We start from the raw sequence: 21510 nt of genomic DNA on the forward strand, positions 1-21510 counted from the left end.
AAACGCCCTTGGCTAAGTTTATAGCCAAGGGCGTTTTAAAATCTAGTTTGCGTTAAGGCTTACCCTAACCGCGCAAATTAGTGCTCACGCGTCGCACGGAAATCAACGTCAGGGAAACGCTCTTTCGCCAAGTTTAAGTTAACCATTGTTGGAGCGATATACGTTAGGTTATCACCACCATCCAATGCTAAGTTCGCTTGATTCTTGCGTTGGAACTCATCCAGTTTCTTCGCATCACCACACTCAACCCAACGAGCAGTTGCAACGTTAATGCCTTCATAAATCGCTTCAACGTTATACTCAGATTTCAAACGAGCCACAACCACGTCAAACTGAAGCACACCTACCGCACCAACGATCAGATCGTTGTTTTGCAGTGGACGGAATACCTGTACCGCACCTTCTTCAGAAAGCTGAACCAAGCCTTTTAGTAGCTGCTTCTGCTTCAATGGATCTTTCAAACGAATACGACGGAACAATTCAGGCGCAAAGTTAGGAATACCAGAGAACTTCAGAGACTCTCCTTGCGTGAAAGTATCACCAATTTGAATAGTGCCGTGGTTATGCAAACCAATGATGTCACCCGCATAAGCGTGCTCTGCACGTGAACGGTCACCAGCCATGAAGGTTACCGCATCAGAGATACTTACTTGTTTACCTAGACGAACGTGGTTCATCTTCATACCTTGCGTGTAAGTGCCCGATACAATACGCATGAATGCGATACGGTCGCGGTGTTTTGGGTCCATATTCGCTTGGATCTTAAATACGAAACCAGAGAACTTCTCTTCAGTCGCTTCAACTTCACGTTCAACCGCTTGACGAGTTTTCGGCGCTGGAGCCCATTCAGTTAGACCGTCTAGCATATGATCCACACCAAAGTTACCTAATGCAGTACCGAAGTAAACTGGCGTCAGGTCACCTGTTAAGAACATTTCCAAATCAAACTCAGGGCAAGCACCCATGACAAGCTCAAGCTCTTCTCGAACACTTTCCGCAAGGCCTGCACCAACTTTTTCATCAAGCTCTGGGTTATCGAGACCTTTGATGATTCGAACTTCTTGAATCTCATGACCGTGACCTGATTCGTATAAAATCGTTTCATCACGGTGAATGTGGTAAACACCTTTAAACTCTTTACCACAGCCGATTGGCCATGTGATTGGCGCACACATCATGCCCAATTCGTTTTCTACTTCATCCAATACTTCCATTGGATCACGAACGTCACGGTCAAGTTTGTTCATGAAGGTTACGATTGGCGTGTCACGTAGACGTGTAACTTCCATTAGTTTACGAGTACGGTCCTCAACACCTTTCGCTGCATCGATAACCATCAGACATGAGTCAACTGCCGTTAGAGTACGGTAAGTATCTTCCGAGAAGTCTTCGTGTCCAGGCGTATCAAGTAGGTTTACCAGACAATCGTTGTAAGGGAACTGCATTACAGAAGTAGTAACCGAGATACCACGTTCCTTTTCCATTTCCATCCAGTCTGATTTTGCGTGCTGTGCGTTACCACGACCTTTAACCGTACCTGCTTTTTGGATCGCGTTTCCGAATAACAGTACTTTTTCAGTAATGGTGGTTTTACCCGCATCCGGGTGAGAGATGATAGCAAAGGTCCTTCGCTTATTGATTTCATTAAGAAAATCTTGGTTTGCCATGTATAAATTCTTTTAGTTTGTACACGGATTTGTACACACTTTTGGAAGTACTCTCTTTTCAGTTCTTCGCTTGTCAAATCCGTCGTGTTAATCGTAATTGGCCGCTATTTTCGCTGATCTTGACTTTATAAACAATCAATGGTTATCTAATCGGTTACCATTTACTCTCAGCGTGCACCAATGCTCAGTTGTAGCTGTTTGCAATCGTTGCTTCTTCAGCTAATGAACAACTGTGGCTAAACCACAAATTCCTTCGCTACCAGAAATCGATGATAGCTTGTCGTACTACACCGATGATGGTGCAGTTGCCGTTGATCGGTATTGCAGGGTATTGCGGGTTCAAAGGTTTTAGATACTTCTGTTCACCATCAATAACCAACTGCTTAAAGGTTGCTTCTTTCGAATCATCCAAACGCGCAACAACCAATGAACCTGAAGAGTAAGGTAACTCAGGATCAACAACGATCACTGCCCCCTCAGGTATGGATTTTTTTCCGCTTGGATTTTCCATACTGTCGCCTTTTACGCGAAGTGCGAAACAACCCTCATGTGCTTTCCCAGTGACTTCACGCCACTCCTCAGCATCTTCATGGGCAAATCCCTCCGCTATTTCAGTCCAATCACCGGCCTGAACCCAGTTAATGAGAGGAATTCTTCCCTTAATATCAGGCCCGACTTCTACATTACCGACCCCCAAGCCAATCTCGCCATCACCTGTGGCGAGCCAATGAGCATTCACGCGAAGCGCCTCCGCGATCTGCATGGTGTAACGAGACCTAGCCGATTTACCAGAGCAAATCTGGCTGATCGACTGCTGTTTGATACCAATGCGACGAGCCAACTCAGACTGAGTTACCCCAGTAAGCTGCAAGGCATGGTTTAGTCGTTCGGATAAAGTTTTCATAAGCCCGCATTTTACAAATAAAACTGTAGTCTTTCAACAATTTTAACTGTTGACTTATCTACAGTTTAAACTGTAACATTCAATCTTGTAACAGTTATTATTGTAACAGGAGACGGTATGGAAGTGTTCAAAACGACACAAAAACATCTCCGCCGTGCCATTGACTTGGTCGGCGGGCAATCAGCATTAGCAAGAGCCATCAACTCAAAACAGCAAAACGTCTGGTTTTGGTTGAATAAATCAGGGCGTGTTCCCGCTGAATTCGTTTTACCCATCGAACAAGCTACGCAAGGACAGGTAACCCGATCTCAGTTAAGACCGGACATCTACCCCGAATGCCAAAGCGAGCTGAAAGCCAGTAACCAGTAGGATTAAGGGCAAGTAATGGTCAGCATTTTACGTAAATACAAAAGCGAGTACCTCCATGCGTGATTATGGCAAGGTCTATACCCGCTTTTGGCTAAAGCAAAACGTTTTGTCCTGGAGTGACTCAGCGAAGTTGCTAGGACTGTATTTGCTTACATGCCCACATTGTAATTTGCTTGGCTGCTTTCGATTGCCGATTGGTTACGTTGCTTCTGACTTGAACTGGGATGAGCAACAGGTTGCCAAGGCTCTAAATGAGTTAGAACAAGATCAGTTCCTCATTCGTTGCGAGGAATCCGGTTGGACTTTGATTCGGAGCTTTCTGAAGCACAACCCAATCGAAAACCCAAACCAAGGTAAAGCAGCCTTTCGGTTGCTTAAAGATGTACCTGCCGACTTCATTGGTATGGTATCACTTTTGAAATCTCTTGCCGCTTTTCAAGCTCGGCTACCAGAAGAATTTTCATCATTGTTTATGCCTGATGGCAACCCGGTAAGGGACTCTCAACGGTCGGATGACTCTGAGGGAAGCAATAAACCAACAGTTAAAACTGTTGACCACATACAGTTTGAAGACTTCTGGGATGTACAAATACGCAAAGAAAAAAAAGCGAAAGCCAAAGAAGAATGGCTACGCATGGGCCTCAATGAAGACCATGAACTCGCCTTGGAAGTGCTAACACGCTGGAAAGAGCAACGAGAAAACCGATTGCAGTATCAAGATCGGACTAAGACCCCTATGCCACATAACTGGCTTTTAAACCGGCAATGGGAAGACGAGTACGTTCGCATTGATGAAGTACAGCAATCATCGACGAGCCTAAAGGGCAGCAATCACCAATTGAATATTGAAGAAAGCAATCGCCGCATTGCTGAAAGCTGGGCCGGACCAGGTATTCGGGAGGTTCGTTCAAGTGCAGGAGGTTGATAAACGCGAGTTTGCTGAAATTTGGGGAGCAGCTTGGGCCATGTATGGCAAAAGCGTATCACCGCAATTGCTATCCATCGCATTTGAAGCCCTTCGTGCTTATAGCATTGAAGAAGTGCGAATCGGTCTGACTCGGCATATTCAATCACCGGATACTGGGCAATTTTTTCCAAAGCCCGCTGACGTCATCAAGCATATCGACGGCAACTCAGGTTCAAGAGCCATGGTTGCTTGGAACAAAGTTGACAAGGCTGTTCGTCAGGTTGGCGCTTGGACATCCGTGATGTTTGACGATGCGCTTATCCACCGCGTGATTTCAGACATGGGTGGATGGGTTGAACTCTGCAAGGTTGATGACAGGGAATACCCCTTTAAGCAAAAAGAGTTTTTAACACGCTACCAGGCTTACTTGCTGCGGGACGAAGTGGGTGAATACCCAAGGCTATTACAGGGTATTGCAGACCATCAGAACCAGCAAAAAGGATTTGATATGCAAGCGCCGGTTGCCGTAGGCGACTGGTCAAAAGCGGCACAAGTTTATACGAGAGGCATCGCCGACTTTAGCGCAGTGCCATTAAAAAGAATAAGCCCGAAAGCCATTCAGGCGCTTCTCGGAAATCAATTAGAGGACAAAAATGAAAACGATTAAAGCAAAAACCATTGCCCTAGTGATAGCCATGTCCGCAAGCACTTCAGTCTATGCGTTTCCGGGCTATCAGTGGGAAAAAGCAGCACATAGCGTTGGTATTGATCCAGTCATGCTCTACGCCGTTGCCTTGGCTGAGTCGGCCTCACATCGTGGTCTCAACATGACCAGTCCATGGCCATACGCAATTCGCAATGGTTCAAACGCAACCTACGCCAAATCTAAGACAGAAGCAGAGCAACTGTTAAACCAGGCACTGCAAGAGACTGAAAAATATCAGCTCGATATTGGCCTTATGCAAATCAATTTGCATTGGCATGGGCATCGGGTGAGCTCAGCAGCGGAACTGCTAGACCCCATCACCAACCTTACGGTCGGCTCAAGTATTTTGGCCGAAGCAATCAAGTCTTCACCAAATGATTTAGAGCTTGGCATAGGCCGCTATCACAGTTGGAACGAAGAGCGTGCACGCTGGTATGGGCAAAGAGTGCTTTCTATCTATCGCAATATTTTACATGAACTGGAGGTCCGTCAATGACAACCAATCAACAAGACTTCTATCAATTAAATTTGGCGTACCTACACGCAGCACGAGAATTGGCGCGAATTGATCCGCAAGAGGCCGTCTTGCGCTTTGGACTTACACGCGACGTGGTTGATGCTCTGATTAATGCTGGTGTTGACGACCTGCAACGAGTGGCGACCTCATCATTCATGCTGTTTCAACCAAGGGGTAACCAAAGCCAACTGATTGAGATGGTGAAGAGCAAAGGCACAGGTATCCCAAGAATCGCTTATTTATTATCAACCCTAAACAACAAGGGGGATGCATGATTGATAACCTGTCCAAAAGTGAGCTATTTACCCGAGCCTCGCTGCTTATTAAATACGGATTTCGAACAACCATTATCGCGCTCGATACAGGTTTGCCAATCCACATTATCAGAAGGCTCCACAAAGAAGTGACTGGCAAGTCACCTTGTCCTGGTCAATTGCCAGAATCTGATGCCATCGTCAAAAGCAGAAGAGCATTAGTTGAAGGCTCCCTGCTTATGGCGCTTTATGTCAATATTGGTGGTGATAATGTCTACAAGCAATTAAATATCGATGCTTTGATGAAGGCTTACGATGCGTATTTGGTTGCAAGAAAAGAAGCAGATCTTCCAGCTGAGATCCCCTGGAAAAAACTGACCATCAATGAAGGTTGGGTTCTAGCTCGTGATTTAAGATCACAGCTTGCATCCTTACACCGGTGTCGATGCGGCAGTCTGTATTTGACGGTATCACAACAGCGCATTCAGCTTAAATGTCCTGTGTGCGAGATTATGGCCGAGCAAACCACTAGAGCACTTTTTGAGAACTAACATGCAGATGCATGATTTGATTGTGCACCTCCCGTGCACTTTGAGAGTACTAAGAAGATGACAAACTTACTTAAATCTTTACCAGCACGCTGCTGGTTTATATCACTGGGGCTTTTTCTGGCGACTTTGGCTGCGGCTCATTTCTTTCCTTCAGAAATATTAACGGCATCTGCCAAGTTAGCGGCTTTGCCATTTCTGTTCTGCACCGTCGTTTTTTTCAGCTACTTGGGTTTCAAAGCGACCTGTAATCCCATCGGACTTATAGCCATAATCACTATGCTTGTAGCAATCGCATATTGGCAAGCGAGTTGGACAATTGTTGGTTTGGGACTCTCTTTCTTAGCTATTTGTACTGGAATTAGATTCTTGAGTAGCCAAGTTAAAGATTCGGGTAGAACTTTGAGCATTGAAGAAAAATGGTATTGGTATAAGCTCCATTCGTTTTTTGATGGCTTTTATCCAAGGTATCCCAAAAAGCCAAAAAAATAGCCAGCCAACCACAAGCTGGCTACCTTCTATTTTCAGTTCCTTCCTGATGCCTGGTTATAAGCCCTAATATCGATCAAGTTGTTCTGAGCATAATCTCCCGCAAGCGATGCATTTGAGATCACCGCTATCTGCTTATCCACAAATGCTTTATCTTCTTCAGACACACTGTCAGGGATGTAAGCGCCACTCTCATCCTTTTGACGATACTCATTTAGCATTTGCTCCCTTAGACCTAGCATTTCAGGCGACCAACTCGATGAGTCTTCAGAGTTGAATACGCGTCCCGCCAAACCTTCATTGAAAGCTTGAGCGAACACTTGACTTTGAATCGGGGTCAATCCCATTCTCTGCCCTTCGCTGTATGCTTCCTGTTTGAAATCATCGGCATACTGTTCTAAGAACTCACCATATCGATTGTTAACTGCCGCACCAAATGCCCCCGCCAACATGGCTTCAGACTTAGTGCCCCAGTTTACTTCGGAGGCATACTGCGAACTCGATCCACTGTATGCATCATTAAACGCCGTCAATGGATTTTCCAAAGAGGTTCCGGCATCAACGGCGGCTTTTAACCCATCCCAGGTTGATTTGCTGGCCACCGTTGCGTTGTGCAAGAAACCTCGTGAGCCAGGATCTTCAAGCGCTTGTTCTTTGTAACTCTCATAGTCTTCGCCAAAGTGATTCAAGGTATGCAGAGCTGCATCAGTATGCTTGCCACTGAAATCACCAATAGCACTGGCGCTGTTGAAGAACATTTCAGCACCAGAAACTCCGCTATCATCAGCCATAATGCGTGATCGCCACTGAGATCCAGCTTCACTGTTTAGTCCAGATTGATAGGTACTTGTGTCAGTAGCTACGGCCTGCTGAGCTTGCTGCTGATGCGCATTCAACTGTCCATCTATACCAGACAGATTGGTTTGGTAAGCCGATTGAGCTGCGTTGAACTGAGTTTGAACTGTTGCTGCATCCTCGTAGCCGCCCAATACACCCGATTCAACTTGGCTTTGAGTACCACCAAAAGTAGGTGCAGTTGATGACAAGCCTTCATTTGAGCGCGGCTGAATTGATCGTAAATCGGCTCCGGTAGCCATGGCCATAACCGTCATTGCAGCTTGATAATCATTGTCGCGTTCAGCGGGCGTTGAAGAGTTGCTATAGGTTAAAGACTCCATAGCTGCCGCTACATACGCCTGATTATCATCAGGTAGCAAGCGCTGATACATTGGAAGGTTTTCACGTAAACGGTTACCTGCTTCAACATGCTGGTTCATATAGCGACCTAAATAATCCATGACTTCAGGATTGTCCGCCGCTAATCGGGTTAACGTCGCACCATCAGTATTTCTTTGTCCTGATAGACTGTAGCTGGCCTGATCAAGCTCACTAAAGCGATTTGATGCCGTGACAACGTCTTGTGCTGAACTCTGAAGTGACTGATAGTCTTGGTTAGACAACGACATTTCAACGCCAGAACGTCTTGAATCTGAAAGGTCCTTAACCATCGCATCGCGATACTCAGCACGTCGTGAATCACTTAATGCCAAGCTTTGCATCTCCCCAGTGAGCGTATTTGCGGTCGTAGATCGAGAACTGCCTTCTGACGACTCAACTTGGCCACTAAAGTTACCACCTAAATCCAGCCCTGCTCGTACCCTTGATAGTTTTGGTACACGAGATGAGTCTGGCTTATCGACTCCTGGCAAGTTGCCCTGTGGAGAATCATTGCCGCCAGTACCAAGAAGCCTTCCAAGAAAGCCCTTATCAGCAACTTCTTTCTCACCGGGATTAGTAATGGTTCCATCGCCACCGACCCTTAGGCCTCCCGATAGCACGCCCGATACCAAGCCACGTACAGCATCTTTTTTATCGTCTCCAAAACCATACCGAGTTTGCAGGTCATCAGTAACCTGATTAACAACGGCGCTAGATGCGGAGTTAGAAGAACCAATCTGACGTCCAACCGAAGAAAGGTTGTCGTAACTTAGCTTTTCACCAAAGGTTCGACTCATGGTATTGCCAACCTGACGGCTAAAGGCTTGAGTTGCCTGAGTCATGGATTCTTTTGCAGAGCCGACCATTGAACCCACTGCGTTTCCGACAGAGAAACTGCTTAGTAGGTTTGACGCGCCGGTCATAGCAGAACCAGTGAGGGCTGAATTTTGGAACATTGACTGTGATTGCATTACCGGGGCATTTTTCGCGACATCTGGACTTGCCAGCTTTTCATCAATGGCATCACCGTTTTGTAGACGCCCAGCCAAGTGGGTAGCGGTTATTGCTGAGCCATAAACGAGCATGAGCGAAATCGCCGGAACACTCGACGCCAACATGCCGCCAGTAGCTATCCAGGTTTGCAGCACTGAATCCATCTGCATCATCCCAGCAAAAGATGGCACTTCTGTACCTGCAAAGGCATCAAGAGCAGACATTTTCCCTGCAACGGTTAAATGAATATACAGGTTAATGATGGCCATGACAGGCATCCAAAGTTGAATCCAAAGCAGGATTAACAAGTACTTCCCAGCCATTCGCATCCCGATTTGGCCAAGGGCTATCACAAAGGCCATCAATGGGGTGATGGCGTAAATGAACCCCTCAAAAAACGTCATCATCGGACGAACGATACTCTGGAACAGGGTCTGCTCCGCCGCCCATTGCGTATTACGCTGCTCAATCGCTTGGTTAACCATAACGGCTGCGGTGAAAGCTTGATCATCCATATACTTGCCCGTCACGCTTTGCTCATAAATAGGCAAAAGCACTGACGCGGTCATATACTCTTGGGTGTTAACCGAAGCCAAACCAAGGTTATTCAGTGCATTTCGGATCACGTCATCAGTGTCCGTTGCTGACGAAGTCCCCAATGAGGCTGACAGAACCTGTTTAAGCCTTGGAATGAAGGTTGATTCTGTCATGAGTTTCAGTTGGCTATAGGCATCGGTGCAGTCCAGATCGCTACTGCTACCACTGAGCATGATTCGAGTGCCATAAATGCGCGAATCAAACCTAATCGCTGTCATCGGGTTAGGATCACTCAGCACCTGATCGAGGTTCTTTTGGCCGATGTCGATACCAATCAAGGTGCACTCTTTGATGTAGTTAAACCACGATTGCTCGATGTCCGAGCCGCCGACACGATTTGCATCACCCAACCCAGAGCGATCCATCACCTGTTTTCTCACTTTAATCAGTGACTGTAAACTGGATGCAAAGCCGTATTCCGTCATCGCGGGAGTTGAGAAGGCGGTTTCAAACAATCGCGTGATTTGAAAGCCAACAGTCGAAATCGTACTACCTGCGGCAGCAACACCGATGGGCACATTATCAACCACTCGAACTTGTCCGGTGTACGCATCCTCAATGCTCACTCGGGTACTGGGTCCAAACATGGTTGCAAAGACTAGCCATGAGACTAAAACGTGTTGAAAGTTAATCCCACGACCGCCTTGCATTAAGGCCTGGACAGAGACCATCAATACCCCAATGAGCAAGCCAATGCGAACCATTGAAGTAAAATCGCCTGTACCAGTGATCATCGCGACAGCGTTCAGGACCTGCTCTAAAAAAGCCGAATCCCCGATGGAATAGATTTCCCACATGACCTATTCCCCCAGCGCCGTAGATTTAACGGTGTAATAACGCTGTTTGCGAATGGTCTGTATCACCTGGTTAAAATGTGCCAGCAACTCTTGCTCTGAGCCGTATCTTCGCTGCAACGCGGCGTACTCCTCATTGATTTGGCGACGTGCACGTTCAAGGTCTTCCGTTAATAACTTCGCATAGGCATGATCTTCCACACCGGAGGTACTTCTAGCTGCATTGAGCATGTCTTCAACTAATGCTCGGGCCATCTCAACAGCAATAAATGGTGCCGCTCGTGAAGCAAACGACCTAGCGGCCCCTTCATTTAATGCAGAAAGAGTTCGAATCATGCCCCCAATGCTGGCAGGAGCCGAGGTCATAAAAGCCTTTTCGGTGGCGCTAGCAGCCCCTGTATTTCGAGCAAACTTAAAAATAATGCCGTTACTAGAACCTGTACCAAGAAGTAAATTTTCTACCTGAGTTGATAACCCGGTAAGAGTCACGTTAGTGATTATTGGGTTCAGACAACCGTCTTGCGTCACTGTGTCACATCGGTACATAGCGACGTTACCGCCATGAATTAGATGTTCAATAGTCACTTTATTGCCATTCAGTCTGGTCAGTTTTGGGGCTTTACCTTGACCATCAGCCGCATTCGCTAAATCACCAACGATGATCGAGCCCGTCACGGACATAACCGCTTCAAGAAAACGGTCATCCCCAGATGCAAACCAGCTTGATGCCGAGTGACGTTTCAATGCTCGCCAAACCAAATTACCTTTAATCGTTTTGTTCACATCAGATGCCGCGACACTCGAAGCGTTCTCATATGGGTTCTTACCATTGGATTCACTCCAACTGGTAAAAATGTCTCCAGCCCCTTTAAGTGAGCTCAACATGCTGGCCTCTGTTTGCCCCTTCTTACCAAAAGCAGCTAGGGTATCGTTCACGACTCCCTGAGCCATTTGACAGGAATTGCCAAAATATTCGTTCAACTGCTGGATTTTCTTTTGCAGTGTCTCCATGTGCTGGGAGCATTTCTCACACATAGCACTGAGCGCCAATTGGAATGCATATCCTTTGGCGTTTGCAGCAACAGAGCGAAGTAATTGAACAAACTGATCCGCGTTAACAAATGACAAACTTCCCGCGAACATATCAATGCCGCCACAACCGGCTTGGAATGACGGTGGCACCATAGAGACGAGGTTCTCGTTCATGATCCTGTTACGAACAACAACGCTTCCTCCAGATATAACGCCACGCCGCTGACTCTCGAATACACCAGGCGCAGTGGTGTTGGTCATTGAACCAAACAACTGGTTCATCTCCTGTTGCAAGCTTGCTTGGCTCATAGATGAAAAACCAATCGCACAGGCGATTAGCGATACTCGGATTACTTTTTTCATTGTTATAACCCTCCTTGTGCACGCAGATAGCGAACAAGGAACTCAGGGTCCTGTAATATCTTTTCGTTAAGCTCTTGGGCTGACATCGCGAGTGACACGCCGGGTTGAACAGGTCTGGTGGCATAGTAAGTTTGATCGTCAATCCAACCGGCTTGATGGGCTGCGAGAATGATTCGATTATTGAGCTCATCAAGGCTCATTGCGCCTTGTCCAATCGGAGTAATAACGTTAGGCGGGTCAACTAAGAACACGGCAGGGACAGTCGTAACGGACAAGGATTGGGCTTGTCCTGAATCGACTTTGTAATTGGGAAACTCTCCACCGGGTAAAGGCAAGCCATCGACAGCAATAGCAAACACCTCGAACCCATAGTTCAAGGCCATAGATTCGATGATAGGCGCTTGAGCATGGCAATAAGGGCAATCCGAACGATAGAAAAAGAACAAACCAGCCCGCTTCGCTACTTCACCTAAAGCTACATCACGTTGAGCGCCAGCTTCTCGATCCATCCGATTGGCAGCATAGGTCGCCAAGGGTCTGCGACTGATTTCATCCAAAACAGGATCGCCCATGACCACCTGCTGACTAACATCAGCAAACTGTGAGCCCTTATCCATCATGACGCGCTGGAGATACAGATAGGCTCTGACGTTCTCATTCGTCGGCTCATCAATTGCCTTGTCCATGAACGATTGCATATGCTCTCGGAACCATGCGGCACTGAAGGGCTTTAGTTCGCTCTGACTGGACTCCACGACACCAGTTTCCGGCTCTATCAGCTCATCAGGCTGCTCAGGTTCAGGAATAACCTGATACCAAAACCAGCCTTCCTGACCACGCTGATAGAATGGTCCATCACTGGCATGGGCGGGCAAGATGAATAGCAAGAAAATAATGATTGGGATGGTCACCCATAGGATGAACCAAGGGAACAAGGGGGTTCTCATTGTCAGCTCCAGAAAATTTCATAGAGCTAACATGCTAAAGATCCCCGTCAGGGCGATTAGCCAGATAGATGAATGAATCGTGTGTGTTTCTGACTAGCTGTCTTGACCAGTAACAGCTAACTTTAATGAGCCAAAAATATGGTTTTCCGTTTTGAGCTAGGAGCGGACATCGAACTATCAAACTTTGCAGAGGAAATATAGCTGTGGGTTAACTTTTAAAGAGTGATCGTGTACATTGGCCAGATTAAATCAAGATGACACTTTTTTATGGCAGTAGAGACTATCAATAGGGAAGCTGGAGACTCTGGCAAAGGCTTTAGATTACAGCTCATAAGGGCGATTAAGCTCATGCTGCAAACGATTCAGCAGGATAGAAGTACTGTATTTTTTACTGCGGTGGAAAATCTCGAAGATGTTTCCCATCAGACTATTGTAGATGGAGAAGTCAGTAATTACTTCGAAGAAGACAAGAATTATGACTTGAATGGCAATTTCACAATTTTTAGTCCTCCGGTTATAAATACGTTGGTCAGTTTTTATGACATCTATGTAGATCAATTTCGCACCAGCAACAGCGTATATTTGGGCTTTTACACGACGAGGGATGTCGGTAAGGAAAGAAAATCCAAGCTCAATAGCGGTAAAGAAATAGCTCTACCAGAAAAACCAATTTTAGAAATTCTTCAATCGTTTGATGATGTTTCAGACGATACAATTAATTTAGTAAAAGAAATTCTTGTTGAAGAGTACGCTTCCCAATATAAAGAAAAGCCTAAGTCAGGAAACTTAGAAACGCTTCGGGGTCTAAATGCTGATATGTTTAAAGAGTTTTTGAGGAAAATTTTATGGCATTTCGGTCAGGAAGATGAGGATGCACTCAAGCAGACAGTTTTAACGGATATTGAAAATTCACCACTTCACAACAATGCGCATATAGGCAAAGAAAAAATAATATTTTGTTTGTTAATGGATAAGCTGAGTGAAAAGCAAAATAGTAAAAACTTAGTCGATAAGTTGGTTCATAGTTCAGATGTAAAACTGATTTTTAAAGAAGCAGAGTCTCAAATTCCAGACGAGAGTATAGACCCTACTTGGCGCTATATCGCCGAGCTTGAAAAGGATGTGACCGACAAGCGAAATCTGAAGGAAAAAGTACTTTCAGTAATTGAGGATATTTCAGATCGTCGAATTAGACTGTTAGCTAGAAAAGCAAGTGGCTCTAAGTATGAAGAGCGTGAAGCAGACAAGTCTTTTTTGTCTTTGAAGTATCGTGTTTTTGAAGCTTGTGAAGAATATTTTTCAGATGATGGATATGTAGCCCCTGAAAGCGGCAACGACTTGGATGCTGTTCTTCAAACGCTCTTATCAAAAGCAGTAGAAGATATTTCTAAGTTAAAGACCGATTACAAATATACGATTTCTAATGATAAAACAATAGAAGGAATTATTTGGAATTTATTTGATGGGTGTTTTTTAGCTTTTGATGAGTGTAGTGATGAGTGATGTAAGTACAAAGAAAAGGCTAATGTACTTAAGCGGTGAAGATTTCTATCTTTATTGCTATTCCGTTCTTGTTATTTTGGATTCTTTAGGTTGTCGTGATGGGAAATTTTTTAGAGACTACAGGAAGTTGGCTTTTTTAACTGACATTATCAGTAATGATAAAACAGTCTATGTGGTTTCTCATTCTTCAGGAGAAAAACTGAACCCGAAAGATTATGAGTGTTTACTTGACAGCTATTCGAATGGATTAACTAGAAGAAGTGAAATTCTTAAGTTGTTGTTTGTTCTTGAGAAGAGAGGCTATGTGACTTTGAATCGAGGTAAAGCACAAGAAATTGATGTTACTTTGACTAAGGATAACCTTCCCAATGACTTTTTGAACAGCAATGTTTTCGAGTCGGAATCTAAGAATATAATAAATATATCAAAGAAAGTGGGACGGTTGGCATCGCTAACTCTGGATACCATGTTAGGTAAAATTTATGTTGAAAATGGAGTTCGAACATGGGTCTGATGCGAGTTAATAAGCTTATTTATGAAGGAAGCAAGTATTTTTTCGAGTCTAAAGAGTTCGACGAAAATATCATCCTAATTGAGGGCGATAATGGAACAGGGAAAAGCACCTTCTGTAATTTGATTTATTTTGCATTGGGTGGAGAGGTTCCAATATTTCGAAGAAATAATGATAAGCGCCACGATGAAATAACTTCTGATAGTGATAACTATGTTGATCTTTATATCTCAATCAATGATGGCAGTTATTTACTAAGGCGCTACTTTGGAGATAATGAAGTAACAGTAATCCCCTATGAGCGGGTGGTTGAGAAGATATATTCAGAAGATAAAAATACTTTAATTAAAGAGAAGGTAAGATTTTCTCTTTCGGAAGATAAGACTGAAATATATCCCGTAAACAGAAGCAAAGATTCATACGTTTTTTCTGACTGGATTCTCGAGAAATTGGAAATATCTGTGGTCGAGCTTTTTCATGGATATAATACATTTAAAATTAATATATCAGACTTGATGCGGCTGATTTATCACGATCAACAGCCGAACCCAGAGGGTATTTATAAAAAGCCAGATACTAATTCAACGTATGTTTCTGATTCTGAGTTGGTTCGAAAAGCTATTTTTGAACTCTTAGTTGGTAAAGCCTATTCTGATTACTACGACTCTATTGTCGAGGAAAAGAAGCTGTCGAGAGAGAAAAGCTTGGCTAAAGCGGTTGTGAATGAGTACACGCTTTTAGCCGACAAAATGCGAAAAAATGGCGGGGCTAAAAATGTCAGTTTTTTACAGAAAGAAATCTCTGATAAAGAGCAGCAAATTGACAAGTTGCATGATGCCAGACAGGCATTCAAGCGAAATCGAACTGGATCAAATACAATTAATCAAGATATTGAGTCGTGCAAATCAGAATTAATTGATTGTGAACTTAGATTAAGCCGATTAAAAGAAAATCTGGTTTCAGCTCTTGATGAACGGTACAAATTAAACGTAGTTAGAAATGAATCTGCTTCAGAAATTAGACGCATTGAAAAAGTTATTTTTTCACACGATCATCTAAACCTTTTTACATCTGATACTTGTCCATACTGCTTAAGTCACGTGGATCGTGTGGAAGGGCATTGTGTTTGTGGCGCTTCGATAGAAGAAGAACAATATGAGAGGTTTTTCTACACATCAAAAGAGTATAAAGATATTCTGAAAACGAAACTTAAGGCACTGTCAACAATTAAAACCGCATATGATGATTGTGACTCTGAAGTTCAAGAGATTAAAAAAGAAATTGAGTTGATAGAGAAAAAGTCGGTGACTTTCCGTGAAAAGCTACAAGAAATGCTTGGGCGGGTCGATGAAATTGTTGACATTGAAAGCCTAAATGATATTGACGATAAAATATTGCAGCTTAGAGAAGATGTTGCGAATTTGAATCGATTGTTGGAGATTGAATCAAAGCTGGAACGTATCCAAAAAGATTTTGATCTGGTTAGCTCTAAAGCAAAAGACGCTGAGTTAAAGAGGAAAGGGCTTGAGATTAAAGCTCAACAGGATGTAACTTCGAAGGTAAATGCGTTTAGTAAAAAGTATGATGAGCTGATGAAAAATACTTTGCCTGATTGCAGATCGGCAAAGATTGCGCTTGATAACTATTTGCCTTCAATTAATGATGGTCTCTATCGAGAAACAAGTTCACTTGTTTCAATTCGAATGATGTACTTTATCACTCTCATGCATTTAGCTTTGTCTGATGAATCAGTGACATTCCCGCGCTTTTTACTTATTGACACACCTGAAACTGCCGGAATCGAATTAGAGTATCTGATTAACTGTATTCGTCAGTTGGAAGAATTGAAAAATTATGGAGCTGACTTTCAAGTTATCATTTCGACAGGTTTAAACAAGTATCCCGAGTCATTAAAGGACAATCGTGTACTCTTTATGCCCGATAAGCAGAAGGAACATATGCTCTTGAAGAAGAAGAGCCTTTCTAAGTAATAACGTCAAGCAATTTAGATTCAACTAGTTAGTATGATTAGTTACTGAAGTTCTGCTATCGGCACGTAAGTAATATTCAGAAATTTTGAATACTACATTAACTCAATTTACTGCAAAAACCGTAACCAACGTTTTAATTGAGTCACCCGGAACCATAACAAAGTTCATTTTGCTACCAACATGCTGCCAGAACTCGGCCTCTTGTGCATATTTTTTTGTTTTTTGGATAGCGACGCTTTCTGGTAACTGGGCTTTAGTTAGCCCAGAGCATAGCAGCTTTGTGCACAAAGCCTTCCAAGGATGCTTAGGAGCACCGTCTGAAAGCCGTTCCACAAACCGTTCCAGTGCATGACGAGTCACCACGACAGGTCCAATGTTCGGAACGTTGATGACCTCATCGATTTCTCTCACGGTAGCATTATCGACGCTGTATTCTTCGAAGGAATATGAGAGCCAATCTTCCCGTTTCTCTACCGATATCTGTGCTTCCTGGTATCGAGTGAGCAAAAACCTAGTCAGGCTGTAAAGTGAATGCTGAGTTGAGCGTTGTTTCTGTAACTTTTTGATAGCTCCTTTACTGACCCGGATTTGAAGCCCATTACCGCTTCGGTTACTCCCCATCACCTCTTTCACTGACAGTAGGTGATGAATCGCATAGAGCTCAGCTGCAATTGGCTTTTGCTGCTCAGTTAGCTTGTCGTATTGCTCACCTAAATCGACCTTTAGTTCACCACCTCTTCGAAGGCCGGTCTTCCAGTAAACCGTAAACTCACCATCAATCTGCTTTGTTAACAGGGTTAATACCATCATGTTTGTTTCTCCTATTGGTTATCTATTTTTCATTCTCCATGATTTTTCAAATATGCAAGGCGCAAAAAAAGGGGCCGAAGCCCCTTAGATCAGATATGAACTTTCGGAAAGCCCATGGCTCCGTAAACATTCAGCACATCATTCCAATCCCAACTTTTCACGCCAAGTGACGTTGGTATCGGAGGGATCAGAACTTGTGTCAGAATGCCTTTTTGCCAGGCTTTTTTCTTGAGTTCATTCGCTGCATTCAGGCCGGTCTCAGAGAGATCGTGATCTGCCCAGATGTACAGCATTTTCACATTACTTGGTGGTTCAAACCTAGCCAGTAGCGTTGCATTCACAACCGACCAACATGTCTGTCCCGTAGCTCTGGTAACCGCTAAAGCTGTTTCGATGCCTTCAGAAACACCTAATACCTCACCAGGCTCACCTATCGGAATGGCACCACCAGTGATTGTTCTGTCACTTGGTATCGGCATCATCTTTTTAGGCTTTTCAACCGGCGCTTTGAATCCATCTTCACTTAGGTAGATCCGATGAAACGTGGCCGAACGCCCTTGCTGAGTAACGATTTTACCTAGCAGCGCTGGGTAGCTATCGATAAACAAGCCATCTTCATCATGGTAAGGCAAGTTTGGATGATACCTCAGCACCGAATCCCATTCAGGACGAAGCCGGGTAACAATGCCACGACGATGCATGTAGTTCCAAACTGGTTGCGCACGAGTATCTGCAAGAGAAAACGTTTCTCCCCAGGTTTGATTCAAGCGATGGATAATCGCTTTGTCCTCGTCCTGCTTTCTAGCCTTCCAATCAACTGCGTTACTCGGTATTGGCCGAATAGGCGCTTGTATTTGTCCGGGTTGAATACCAAGAACCTGGCCAATTGCTTCAATAGACTGAGCAAAGTTCCATCCATTAATCCAAGACAACAGTTCAAAACCATCATGAAAGATACCGCAGGTGTTACAAACGCCACCTCCGGTATATTCAGCATCTTTGAATAGCCTAAAGCCATCACGACCGCCATGAACAGGACAAGCCACATGACGGCCCTTTCGAGCAATGGCGGCATCAAGTTCTGGCACCAATGCCGCCAAGACTTGAAGCCATTGGCCATTGAGATATGGCCTTACTGTGTCAATTTGTAAAGGTAACGCCATATAACCTCCTTAAATAAAATGCCGACTCCTACCCCAGGTGGTAAAAGTCAGCTTAGGTCCAGCATTAGCCGTTCGGTTAATACAGGAGCGTTAGTCAAGCTGGATACCATGTCGTCTTAATAGCCACATGATGGACTCACGAAGCACATCAGGATCGACAACGGCAGCCATTGCGCAAACACGAAAGCAAAATGGCGCTATTTCGTCATTTTGAATCCACGACAACACATCCTTGCGCAACCGAGTACTGACACGACCGTCCAGCAATACACGGATCGCATCCAAAAGAATGCCTTCGCGTAACTGCCAGATTTCCGTGTCAGACCAAGTGACTGGGGCATCATCAAACTCAAATAGAAATTCGAGCTGTGATGATGTGTGCTGATGGGACTGCTTTTGTGATGTAGGAGAATGGGCAATACGCCCATTCATTACAGATAACCGCGTTCGGCAAGCGAAACGCAGCCCTCGTATGCGACCACGACATGGTCAAGCGTTCGAATATCAACAAGTGACAAGGCGTCACGGAGTCGATGAGTGATGCGTTTATCAGCTTCACTGGGTTCAGGATCACCCGATGGATGGTTATGAACCAGTATCACTGCTGCCGCATTAAGTTCTAGCGCTCGTTTTGTTACTTCCCTTGGATACACGCTCGCCGCATCTAAAGTGCCTTTGAACAGCTCTTCAAATCGAATGACACGATGCTTTGTATCAAGAAACAGCACGCCAAAGACTTCGTGCTCATACTCGTGCATCAGTGTTTGCAGGTATGAGAACGCCGACGATGGCTGTTCAATTTTTCGACCTTTACTCAATCGACCACGGGCAAGCTTGAGCGCCATATCTAAGATATCCGCTTCAGTCACTTGCTCAGGAACGATATAAGTACCGGCTTCTTCGCCAGCTAAGAACTTTTTGTTTTTCATAGGAGTCTCCCCAAAAAAAAAGCGGAGACGAACCCATGCCCTGAAGGGGACGGAATCGTCCCCGCAGGGTGGTAAAGTTGATGTGGTTACTGAATTAACAGTTGTTGTGTTACTTCGAATAACTCACGCTTCAGATCTTTGACGTCGTTAATCACGATGCTTTGAGGAAAGAATTTCTCAACACTGCGTGTTTGAATCCCGATCCCCAGCAGCTCAAAGCCACTGCGTCTGCACCGGTCAACAATGTCATGCGTGGCAGCCCAATCATCTGGGTCACCATCGGTTAGCACTATCATTAGCTTTCGCTTCTGTTTTTGCGCTAACAAACTGTTTGCCGCAAACCACATCGCTTGTGCCATAGGCGTACAACCTCGTGGTTTTTGGTCAAAACAGGCGGCCCGATGTCGAACCGATTGCTTGGGCAATAACGCGATAGAAACTTCCTGATGAATACCAGGAAAATAACTGACCGCAGGTACAACACCCGGTATGCCTTCCAGTGCCATGGCCAAAGCCAAAGCGGCTTCATTGGCAACATGAAAGTACTTTCGATTACCTTCGCCAATGGGTTTACCCATTGAACCCGATATATCGACCAGCAAGTGCACAGCAGCATTAGGCGCAATGCGAGGTTGCCTTTGAATAAACAATCTCGACTCACCGGCTTGTGAAGCGGCAAGACGATGGGTTGCAACTCGAAGACCGTGCCTTTTGGCATGATTCCGATTGTCCTGACTGGACTGAACCATGCCCCTAAGTCGGGCTCGAATTTGAGCGGACTCAGACGCCGATAAGGTCAAGATGGCCTCATCACCCAACATAGCCTGCTCTGCTTGGGGCAAACTGAGTGGAGTGACACCCTGATGTCCTTCAGCTTGTTCCGACAACACTTCTGCCACTTGTGCAAAGGTATCGGATTCAAACTGAGCGGCACTGGCCTCTAAGGCTTGTCGCAAATTGTCAGCTTGATCAGAGTTATCAGAATCTCCCGTTTCAGCAGCATCCCCCGTTGCAGACGAACCTGTTTCCGGGGTTTGACTGTCACTACTGCTATTGCTGTCATTACTCGCATCTTGTCCAATGTCATCACCGTTATCAGCATCCGACTCATCCTGTGGTGGACGAGATTCTTCTTCCAACATGGCAACGATGGCATCGACAAGTTTCAGCACTTCACCTGTAGATGCCAGGCTAGGCACTGCTGTCAGCATGGCGCTTAACCGGCTCATCGCTGCGGCAGGAAAGAGTTGTCTCACCCTTTCATCAACAGCTTGATACAAAGGCGTCAGTGCTTTCTGGCCCAGAAAATGGCATCTCAAGCGAAACAACAACCAGGCTTGCAAGTTAGATGCAGGCTCAGGCTGTTCAGGTACACACATTTGCTGTGTGTCCACCATGTACTCAATCACTTGCGAAATACTGCGCCGGGTTCCGGGGTAATCCTTTGCCAATTCGTTTTCAATGCGCACATCCTCAATAATATTGAGAAGTGCCTTACGGATCGGCTTAGACGACGCCTTCTTCACCATGTCAAAATTGGTATGCCGAATATGCGCCGCTTCATGAGCCAGATAACCCCAAGCTATCTGTTGATAGTGTGGGTCGTCTGGGTTTGCTGTTGGGATCACAATCCGCTCACCATCGGTAAACGCATCTTGTCCTTGAATAAGCACCTTCACACCAAACTTTTCGCCATAAGCGGCGGCAACGATTGGCAGTGCGTTTTTTAATGGATGATTCATGGGAGTCTCCTAATCATTAGGGGGAATACTCCCTCAGCGGGAGCGTTTCCCCGCTGGGAATGTAAGTGTTTAAACCTGTGCTTTTAGCTTATCCAGGTCATATTTTTGACCTAACCAAGCCACCAATTGAGCTGGACTCTCGTGCTGCTCAAATGACGTTTTAAGCTGGTCTAAACTCAGGATGTCATCCAATGTCAGACCGTACTGGTCTTGTAACTGAGTAGACACCTCGTGCTGATATTGCAGCCAGGCCCGCTCAAAAGCGGTTTGCTGCAATGCCATGTTTGGAACAAATACCATGGCCGTTACCCAAACTCCTTGTGCGTCCGCATCTGCGATCAAAACAGGGTTCTTGGGGATCAAGACACTATGTGTTGAGTACGACCGTTGTACTAACGTTCGACAACACGCCACTTCTGGTATCGATTCACTTTCAACCGCATCAGTCACACCACGAAAATGCGGTTCAAACTGGTTCAGTTGGCTGGGGTTATGGATGGTTGATTGCATAATTTCCTCTTACATAGTTCAGAGGACATGCGCCCTTAAGGGCAAC

General features: G+C 45.0%; 21 protein-coding genes. 10 read left to right on the top strand and 11 right to left on the bottom strand.

The annotated features are described in order from the left end of the window. Positions 1-77: 77 nt before the first annotated feature. Together prfC and R7E47_RS12080 are read right to left on the bottom strand one after the other, a co-directional pair. Entirely contained in the window at positions 78-1667 is a 1590-nt protein-coding gene (prfC, locus tag R7E47_RS12075) for a peptide chain release factor 3 (RefSeq protein ID WP_318084318.1), read from the bottom strand. A gap of 256 nt (positions 1668-1923) precedes the next feature. Beyond that, positions 1924-2571: a LexA family protein gene (locus R7E47_RS12080; protein WP_000854920.1), complete on the bottom strand. Its 648-nt coding sequence runs from the start codon at positions 2569-2571 to the stop codon at positions 1924-1926. A 117-nt stretch (positions 2572-2688) separates the two neighbouring features. On the opposite strand from R7E47_RS12080, the gene R7E47_RS12085 reads away from it, so the two are divergent. Genes R7E47_RS12085 through eexS form a run of 7 tightly spaced genes read left to right on the top strand, consistent with a single transcriptional unit; the run spans position 2689 to position 6364 of the window. Continuing rightward, positions 2689-2940: a helix-turn-helix domain-containing protein gene (locus tag R7E47_RS12085; RefSeq protein ID WP_022609764.1), complete on the top strand. Its 252-nt coding sequence runs from the start codon at positions 2689-2691 to the stop codon at positions 2938-2940. A 55-nt stretch (positions 2941-2995) separates the two neighbouring features. Further along, positions 2996-3865, top strand: a complete 870-nt coding sequence (locus R7E47_RS12090) for a hypothetical protein (RefSeq protein WP_028867980.1) — start codon at positions 2996-2998, stop codon at positions 3863-3865. Beyond that, complete coding sequence (locus R7E47_RS12095; protein WP_024015940.1) at positions 3852-4514, top strand: DUF6475 domain-containing protein; 663 nt, start codon at positions 3852-3854, stop codon at positions 4512-4514. The genes R7E47_RS12090 and R7E47_RS12095 overlap by 14 nt, the downstream gene beginning before the upstream one ends. Continuing rightward, entirely contained in the window at positions 4501-5049 is a 549-nt protein-coding gene (locus tag R7E47_RS12100; RefSeq protein ID WP_024015939.1) for a lytic transglycosylase domain-containing protein, read from the top strand. The genes R7E47_RS12095 and R7E47_RS12100 overlap by 14 nt, the downstream gene beginning before the upstream one ends. Beyond that, a complete protein-coding gene (locus R7E47_RS12105) occupies positions 5046-5345 on the top strand; it encodes a flagellar transcriptional regulator FlhD (protein WP_000210563.1) in 300 nt (99 codons plus the stop codon). Before R7E47_RS12100 ends, R7E47_RS12105 begins: the two co-directional genes overlap by 4 nt. Beyond that, the gene (locus tag R7E47_RS12110; RefSeq protein ID WP_000566755.1) at positions 5342-5875 is read left to right on the top strand and encodes a FlhC family transcriptional regulator; all 534 of its coding nucleotides are present in this window, start codon (positions 5342-5344) and stop codon (positions 5873-5875) included. The genes R7E47_RS12105 and R7E47_RS12110 overlap by 4 nt, the downstream gene beginning before the upstream one ends. 57 nt (positions 5876-5932) lie before the next feature. Then, complete coding sequence (gene eexS, locus R7E47_RS12115) at positions 5933-6364, top strand: entry exclusion protein EexS (RefSeq protein ID WP_024015938.1); 432 nt, start codon at positions 5933-5935, stop codon at positions 6362-6364. Between the two features lie 32 nt (positions 6365-6396). On the opposite strand, the gene R7E47_RS12120 is transcribed toward eexS, so the two are convergent. Genes R7E47_RS12120 through R7E47_RS12130 form a run of 3 tightly spaced genes read right to left on the bottom strand, consistent with a single transcriptional unit; the run spans position 6397 to position 12305 of the window. Further along, a complete protein-coding gene (locus R7E47_RS12120) occupies positions 6397-9966 on the bottom strand; it encodes a conjugal transfer protein TraG N-terminal domain-containing protein (RefSeq protein WP_064497034.1) in 3570 nt (1189 codons plus the stop codon). Positions 9967-9969: 3 nt separating this feature from the next. Then, positions 9970-11358 carry a conjugal transfer protein TraH gene (locus R7E47_RS12125; protein WP_024015936.1) on the bottom strand — a complete coding sequence of 463 codons (1389 nt, stop codon included), beginning with the start codon at positions 11356-11358 and terminating at the stop codon, positions 9970-9972. A 2-nt stretch (positions 11359-11360) separates the two neighbouring features. Further along, entirely contained in the window at positions 11361-12305 is a 945-nt protein-coding gene (locus R7E47_RS12130) for a thioredoxin family protein (protein WP_024015935.1), read from the bottom strand. Between the two features lie 267 nt (positions 12306-12572). Between R7E47_RS12130 and R7E47_RS12135 the strand changes: the two genes are divergently transcribed. From R7E47_RS12135 to R7E47_RS12145, 3 genes are read left to right on the top strand one after another with little or no spacing between them, the layout of a single operon-like run. After that, positions 12573-13808 carry a hypothetical protein gene (locus R7E47_RS12135; RefSeq protein ID WP_043960473.1) on the top strand — a complete coding sequence of 412 codons (1236 nt, stop codon included), beginning with the start codon at positions 12573-12575 and terminating at the stop codon, positions 13806-13808. Continuing rightward, positions 13801-14322, top strand: a complete 522-nt coding sequence (locus R7E47_RS12140; RefSeq protein WP_024015933.1) for a hypothetical protein — start codon at positions 13801-13803, stop codon at positions 14320-14322. The genes R7E47_RS12135 and R7E47_RS12140 overlap by 8 nt, the downstream gene beginning before the upstream one ends. Continuing rightward, positions 14313-16310, top strand: coding sequence for a hypothetical protein (locus R7E47_RS12145; RefSeq protein WP_024015932.1), 1998 nt, complete (start codon positions 14313-14315; stop codon positions 16308-16310). Before R7E47_RS12140 ends, R7E47_RS12145 begins: the two co-directional genes overlap by 10 nt. A 102-nt stretch (positions 16311-16412) precedes the next feature. Here R7E47_RS12145 and R7E47_RS12150 read toward each other — a convergent pair whose 3' ends face one another. The 6 genes from R7E47_RS12150 to R7E47_RS12175 form a co-directional block, all read right to left on the bottom strand. Beyond that, complete coding sequence (locus R7E47_RS12150) at positions 16413-17120, bottom strand: hypothetical protein (protein ID WP_181477985.1); 708 nt, start codon at positions 17118-17120, stop codon at positions 16413-16415. 89 nt (positions 17121-17209) lie between these two features. Beyond that, a complete protein-coding gene (locus tag R7E47_RS12155) occupies positions 17210-18283 on the bottom strand; it encodes a primase-helicase zinc-binding domain-containing protein (RefSeq protein ID WP_001207587.1) in 1074 nt (357 codons plus the stop codon). Between the two features lie 90 nt (positions 18284-18373). Beyond that, on the bottom strand, positions 18374-18715 hold the full coding sequence (locus tag R7E47_RS12160; RefSeq protein ID WP_001014428.1) for a hypothetical protein: 342 nt from the start codon (positions 18713-18715) through the stop codon (positions 18374-18376). Continuing rightward, complete coding sequence (radC, locus tag R7E47_RS12165) at positions 18715-19212, bottom strand: RadC family protein (protein ID WP_049195485.1); 498 nt, start codon at positions 19210-19212, stop codon at positions 18715-18717. Before radC ends, R7E47_RS12160 begins: the two co-directional genes overlap by 1 nt. A gap of 86 nt (positions 19213-19298) precedes the next feature. Beyond that, positions 19299-20954 carry a VWA domain-containing protein gene (locus tag R7E47_RS12170; RefSeq protein WP_067206266.1) on the bottom strand — a complete coding sequence of 552 codons (1656 nt, stop codon included), beginning with the start codon at positions 20952-20954 and terminating at the stop codon, positions 19299-19301. Positions 20955-21023: 69 nt separating this feature from the next. After that, a complete protein-coding gene (locus R7E47_RS12175) occupies positions 21024-21464 on the bottom strand; it encodes a hypothetical protein (protein WP_111804987.1) in 441 nt (146 codons plus the stop codon). Positions 21465-21510: the final 46 nt, after the last annotated feature.

Origin of the sequence: Vibrio sp. Vb1026 (assembly GCF_033338745.1) — a bacterium.
Taxonomy (GTDB): domain Bacteria; phylum Pseudomonadota; class Gammaproteobacteria; order Enterobacterales; family Vibrionaceae; genus Vibrio; species Vibrio alginolyticus.

Excerpts from the sequence above, each read along its gene's own strand:
- R7E47_RS12170 (WP_067206266.1), bottom strand. The coding sequence starts at position 20,954 with ATGAATCATCCATTAAAAAACGCACTGCCAATCGTTGCCGCCGCTTAT.
- R7E47_RS12105 (WP_000210563.1), top strand. The coding sequence starts at position 5,046 with ATGACAACCAATCAACAAGACTTCTATCAATTAAATTTGGCGTACCTA.
- prfC (WP_318084318.1), bottom strand. The coding sequence starts at position 1,667 with ATGGCAAACCAAGATTTTCTTAATGAAATCAATAAGCGAAGGACCTTT.
- R7E47_RS12130 (WP_024015935.1), bottom strand. The coding sequence starts at position 12,305 with ATGAGAACCCCCTTGTTCCCTTGGTTCATCCTATGGGTGACCATCCCA.
- R7E47_RS12090 (WP_028867980.1), top strand. The coding sequence starts at position 2,996 with ATGCGTGATTATGGCAAGGTCTATACCCGCTTTTGGCTAAAGCAAAAC.
- R7E47_RS12155 (WP_001207587.1), bottom strand. The coding sequence starts at position 18,283 with ATGGCGTTACCTTTACAAATTGACACAGTAAGGCCATATCTCAATGGC.
- R7E47_RS12085 (WP_022609764.1), top strand. The coding sequence starts at position 2,689 with ATGGAAGTGTTCAAAACGACACAAAAACATCTCCGCCGTGCCATTGAC.
- R7E47_RS12080 (WP_000854920.1), bottom strand. The coding sequence starts at position 2,571 with ATGAAAACTTTATCCGAACGACTAAACCATGCCTTGCAGCTTACTGGG.
- R7E47_RS12135 (WP_043960473.1), top strand. The coding sequence starts at position 12,573 with ATGGCAGTAGAGACTATCAATAGGGAAGCTGGAGACTCTGGCAAAGGC.
- R7E47_RS12125 (WP_024015936.1), bottom strand. The coding sequence starts at position 11,358 with ATGAAAAAAGTAATCCGAGTATCGCTAATCGCCTGTGCGATTGGTTTT.
- eexS (WP_024015938.1), top strand. The coding sequence starts at position 5,933 with ATGACAAACTTACTTAAATCTTTACCAGCACGCTGCTGGTTTATATCA.
- R7E47_RS12120 (WP_064497034.1), bottom strand. The coding sequence starts at position 9,966 with ATGTGGGAAATCTATTCCATCGGGGATTCGGCTTTTTTAGAGCAGGTC.
- R7E47_RS12100 (WP_024015939.1), top strand. The coding sequence starts at position 4,501 with ATGAAAACGATTAAAGCAAAAACCATTGCCCTAGTGATAGCCATGTCC.
- R7E47_RS12140 (WP_024015933.1), top strand. The coding sequence starts at position 13,801 with ATGAGTGATGTAAGTACAAAGAAAAGGCTAATGTACTTAAGCGGTGAA.
- R7E47_RS12160 (WP_001014428.1), bottom strand. The coding sequence starts at position 18,715 with ATGAATGGGCGTATTGCCCATTCTCCTACATCACAAAAGCAGTCCCAT.
- R7E47_RS12110 (WP_000566755.1), top strand. The coding sequence starts at position 5,342 with ATGATTGATAACCTGTCCAAAAGTGAGCTATTTACCCGAGCCTCGCTG.
- R7E47_RS12150 (WP_181477985.1), bottom strand. The coding sequence starts at position 17,120 with ATGATGGTATTAACCCTGTTAACAAAGCAGATTGATGGTGAGTTTACG.
- R7E47_RS12175 (WP_111804987.1), bottom strand. The coding sequence starts at position 21,464 with ATGCAATCAACCATCCATAACCCCAGCCAACTGAACCAGTTTGAACCG.
- R7E47_RS12145 (WP_024015932.1), top strand. The coding sequence starts at position 14,313 with ATGGGTCTGATGCGAGTTAATAAGCTTATTTATGAAGGAAGCAAGTAT.
- radC (WP_049195485.1), bottom strand. The coding sequence starts at position 19,212 with ATGAAAAACAAAAAGTTCTTAGCTGGCGAAGAAGCCGGTACTTATATC.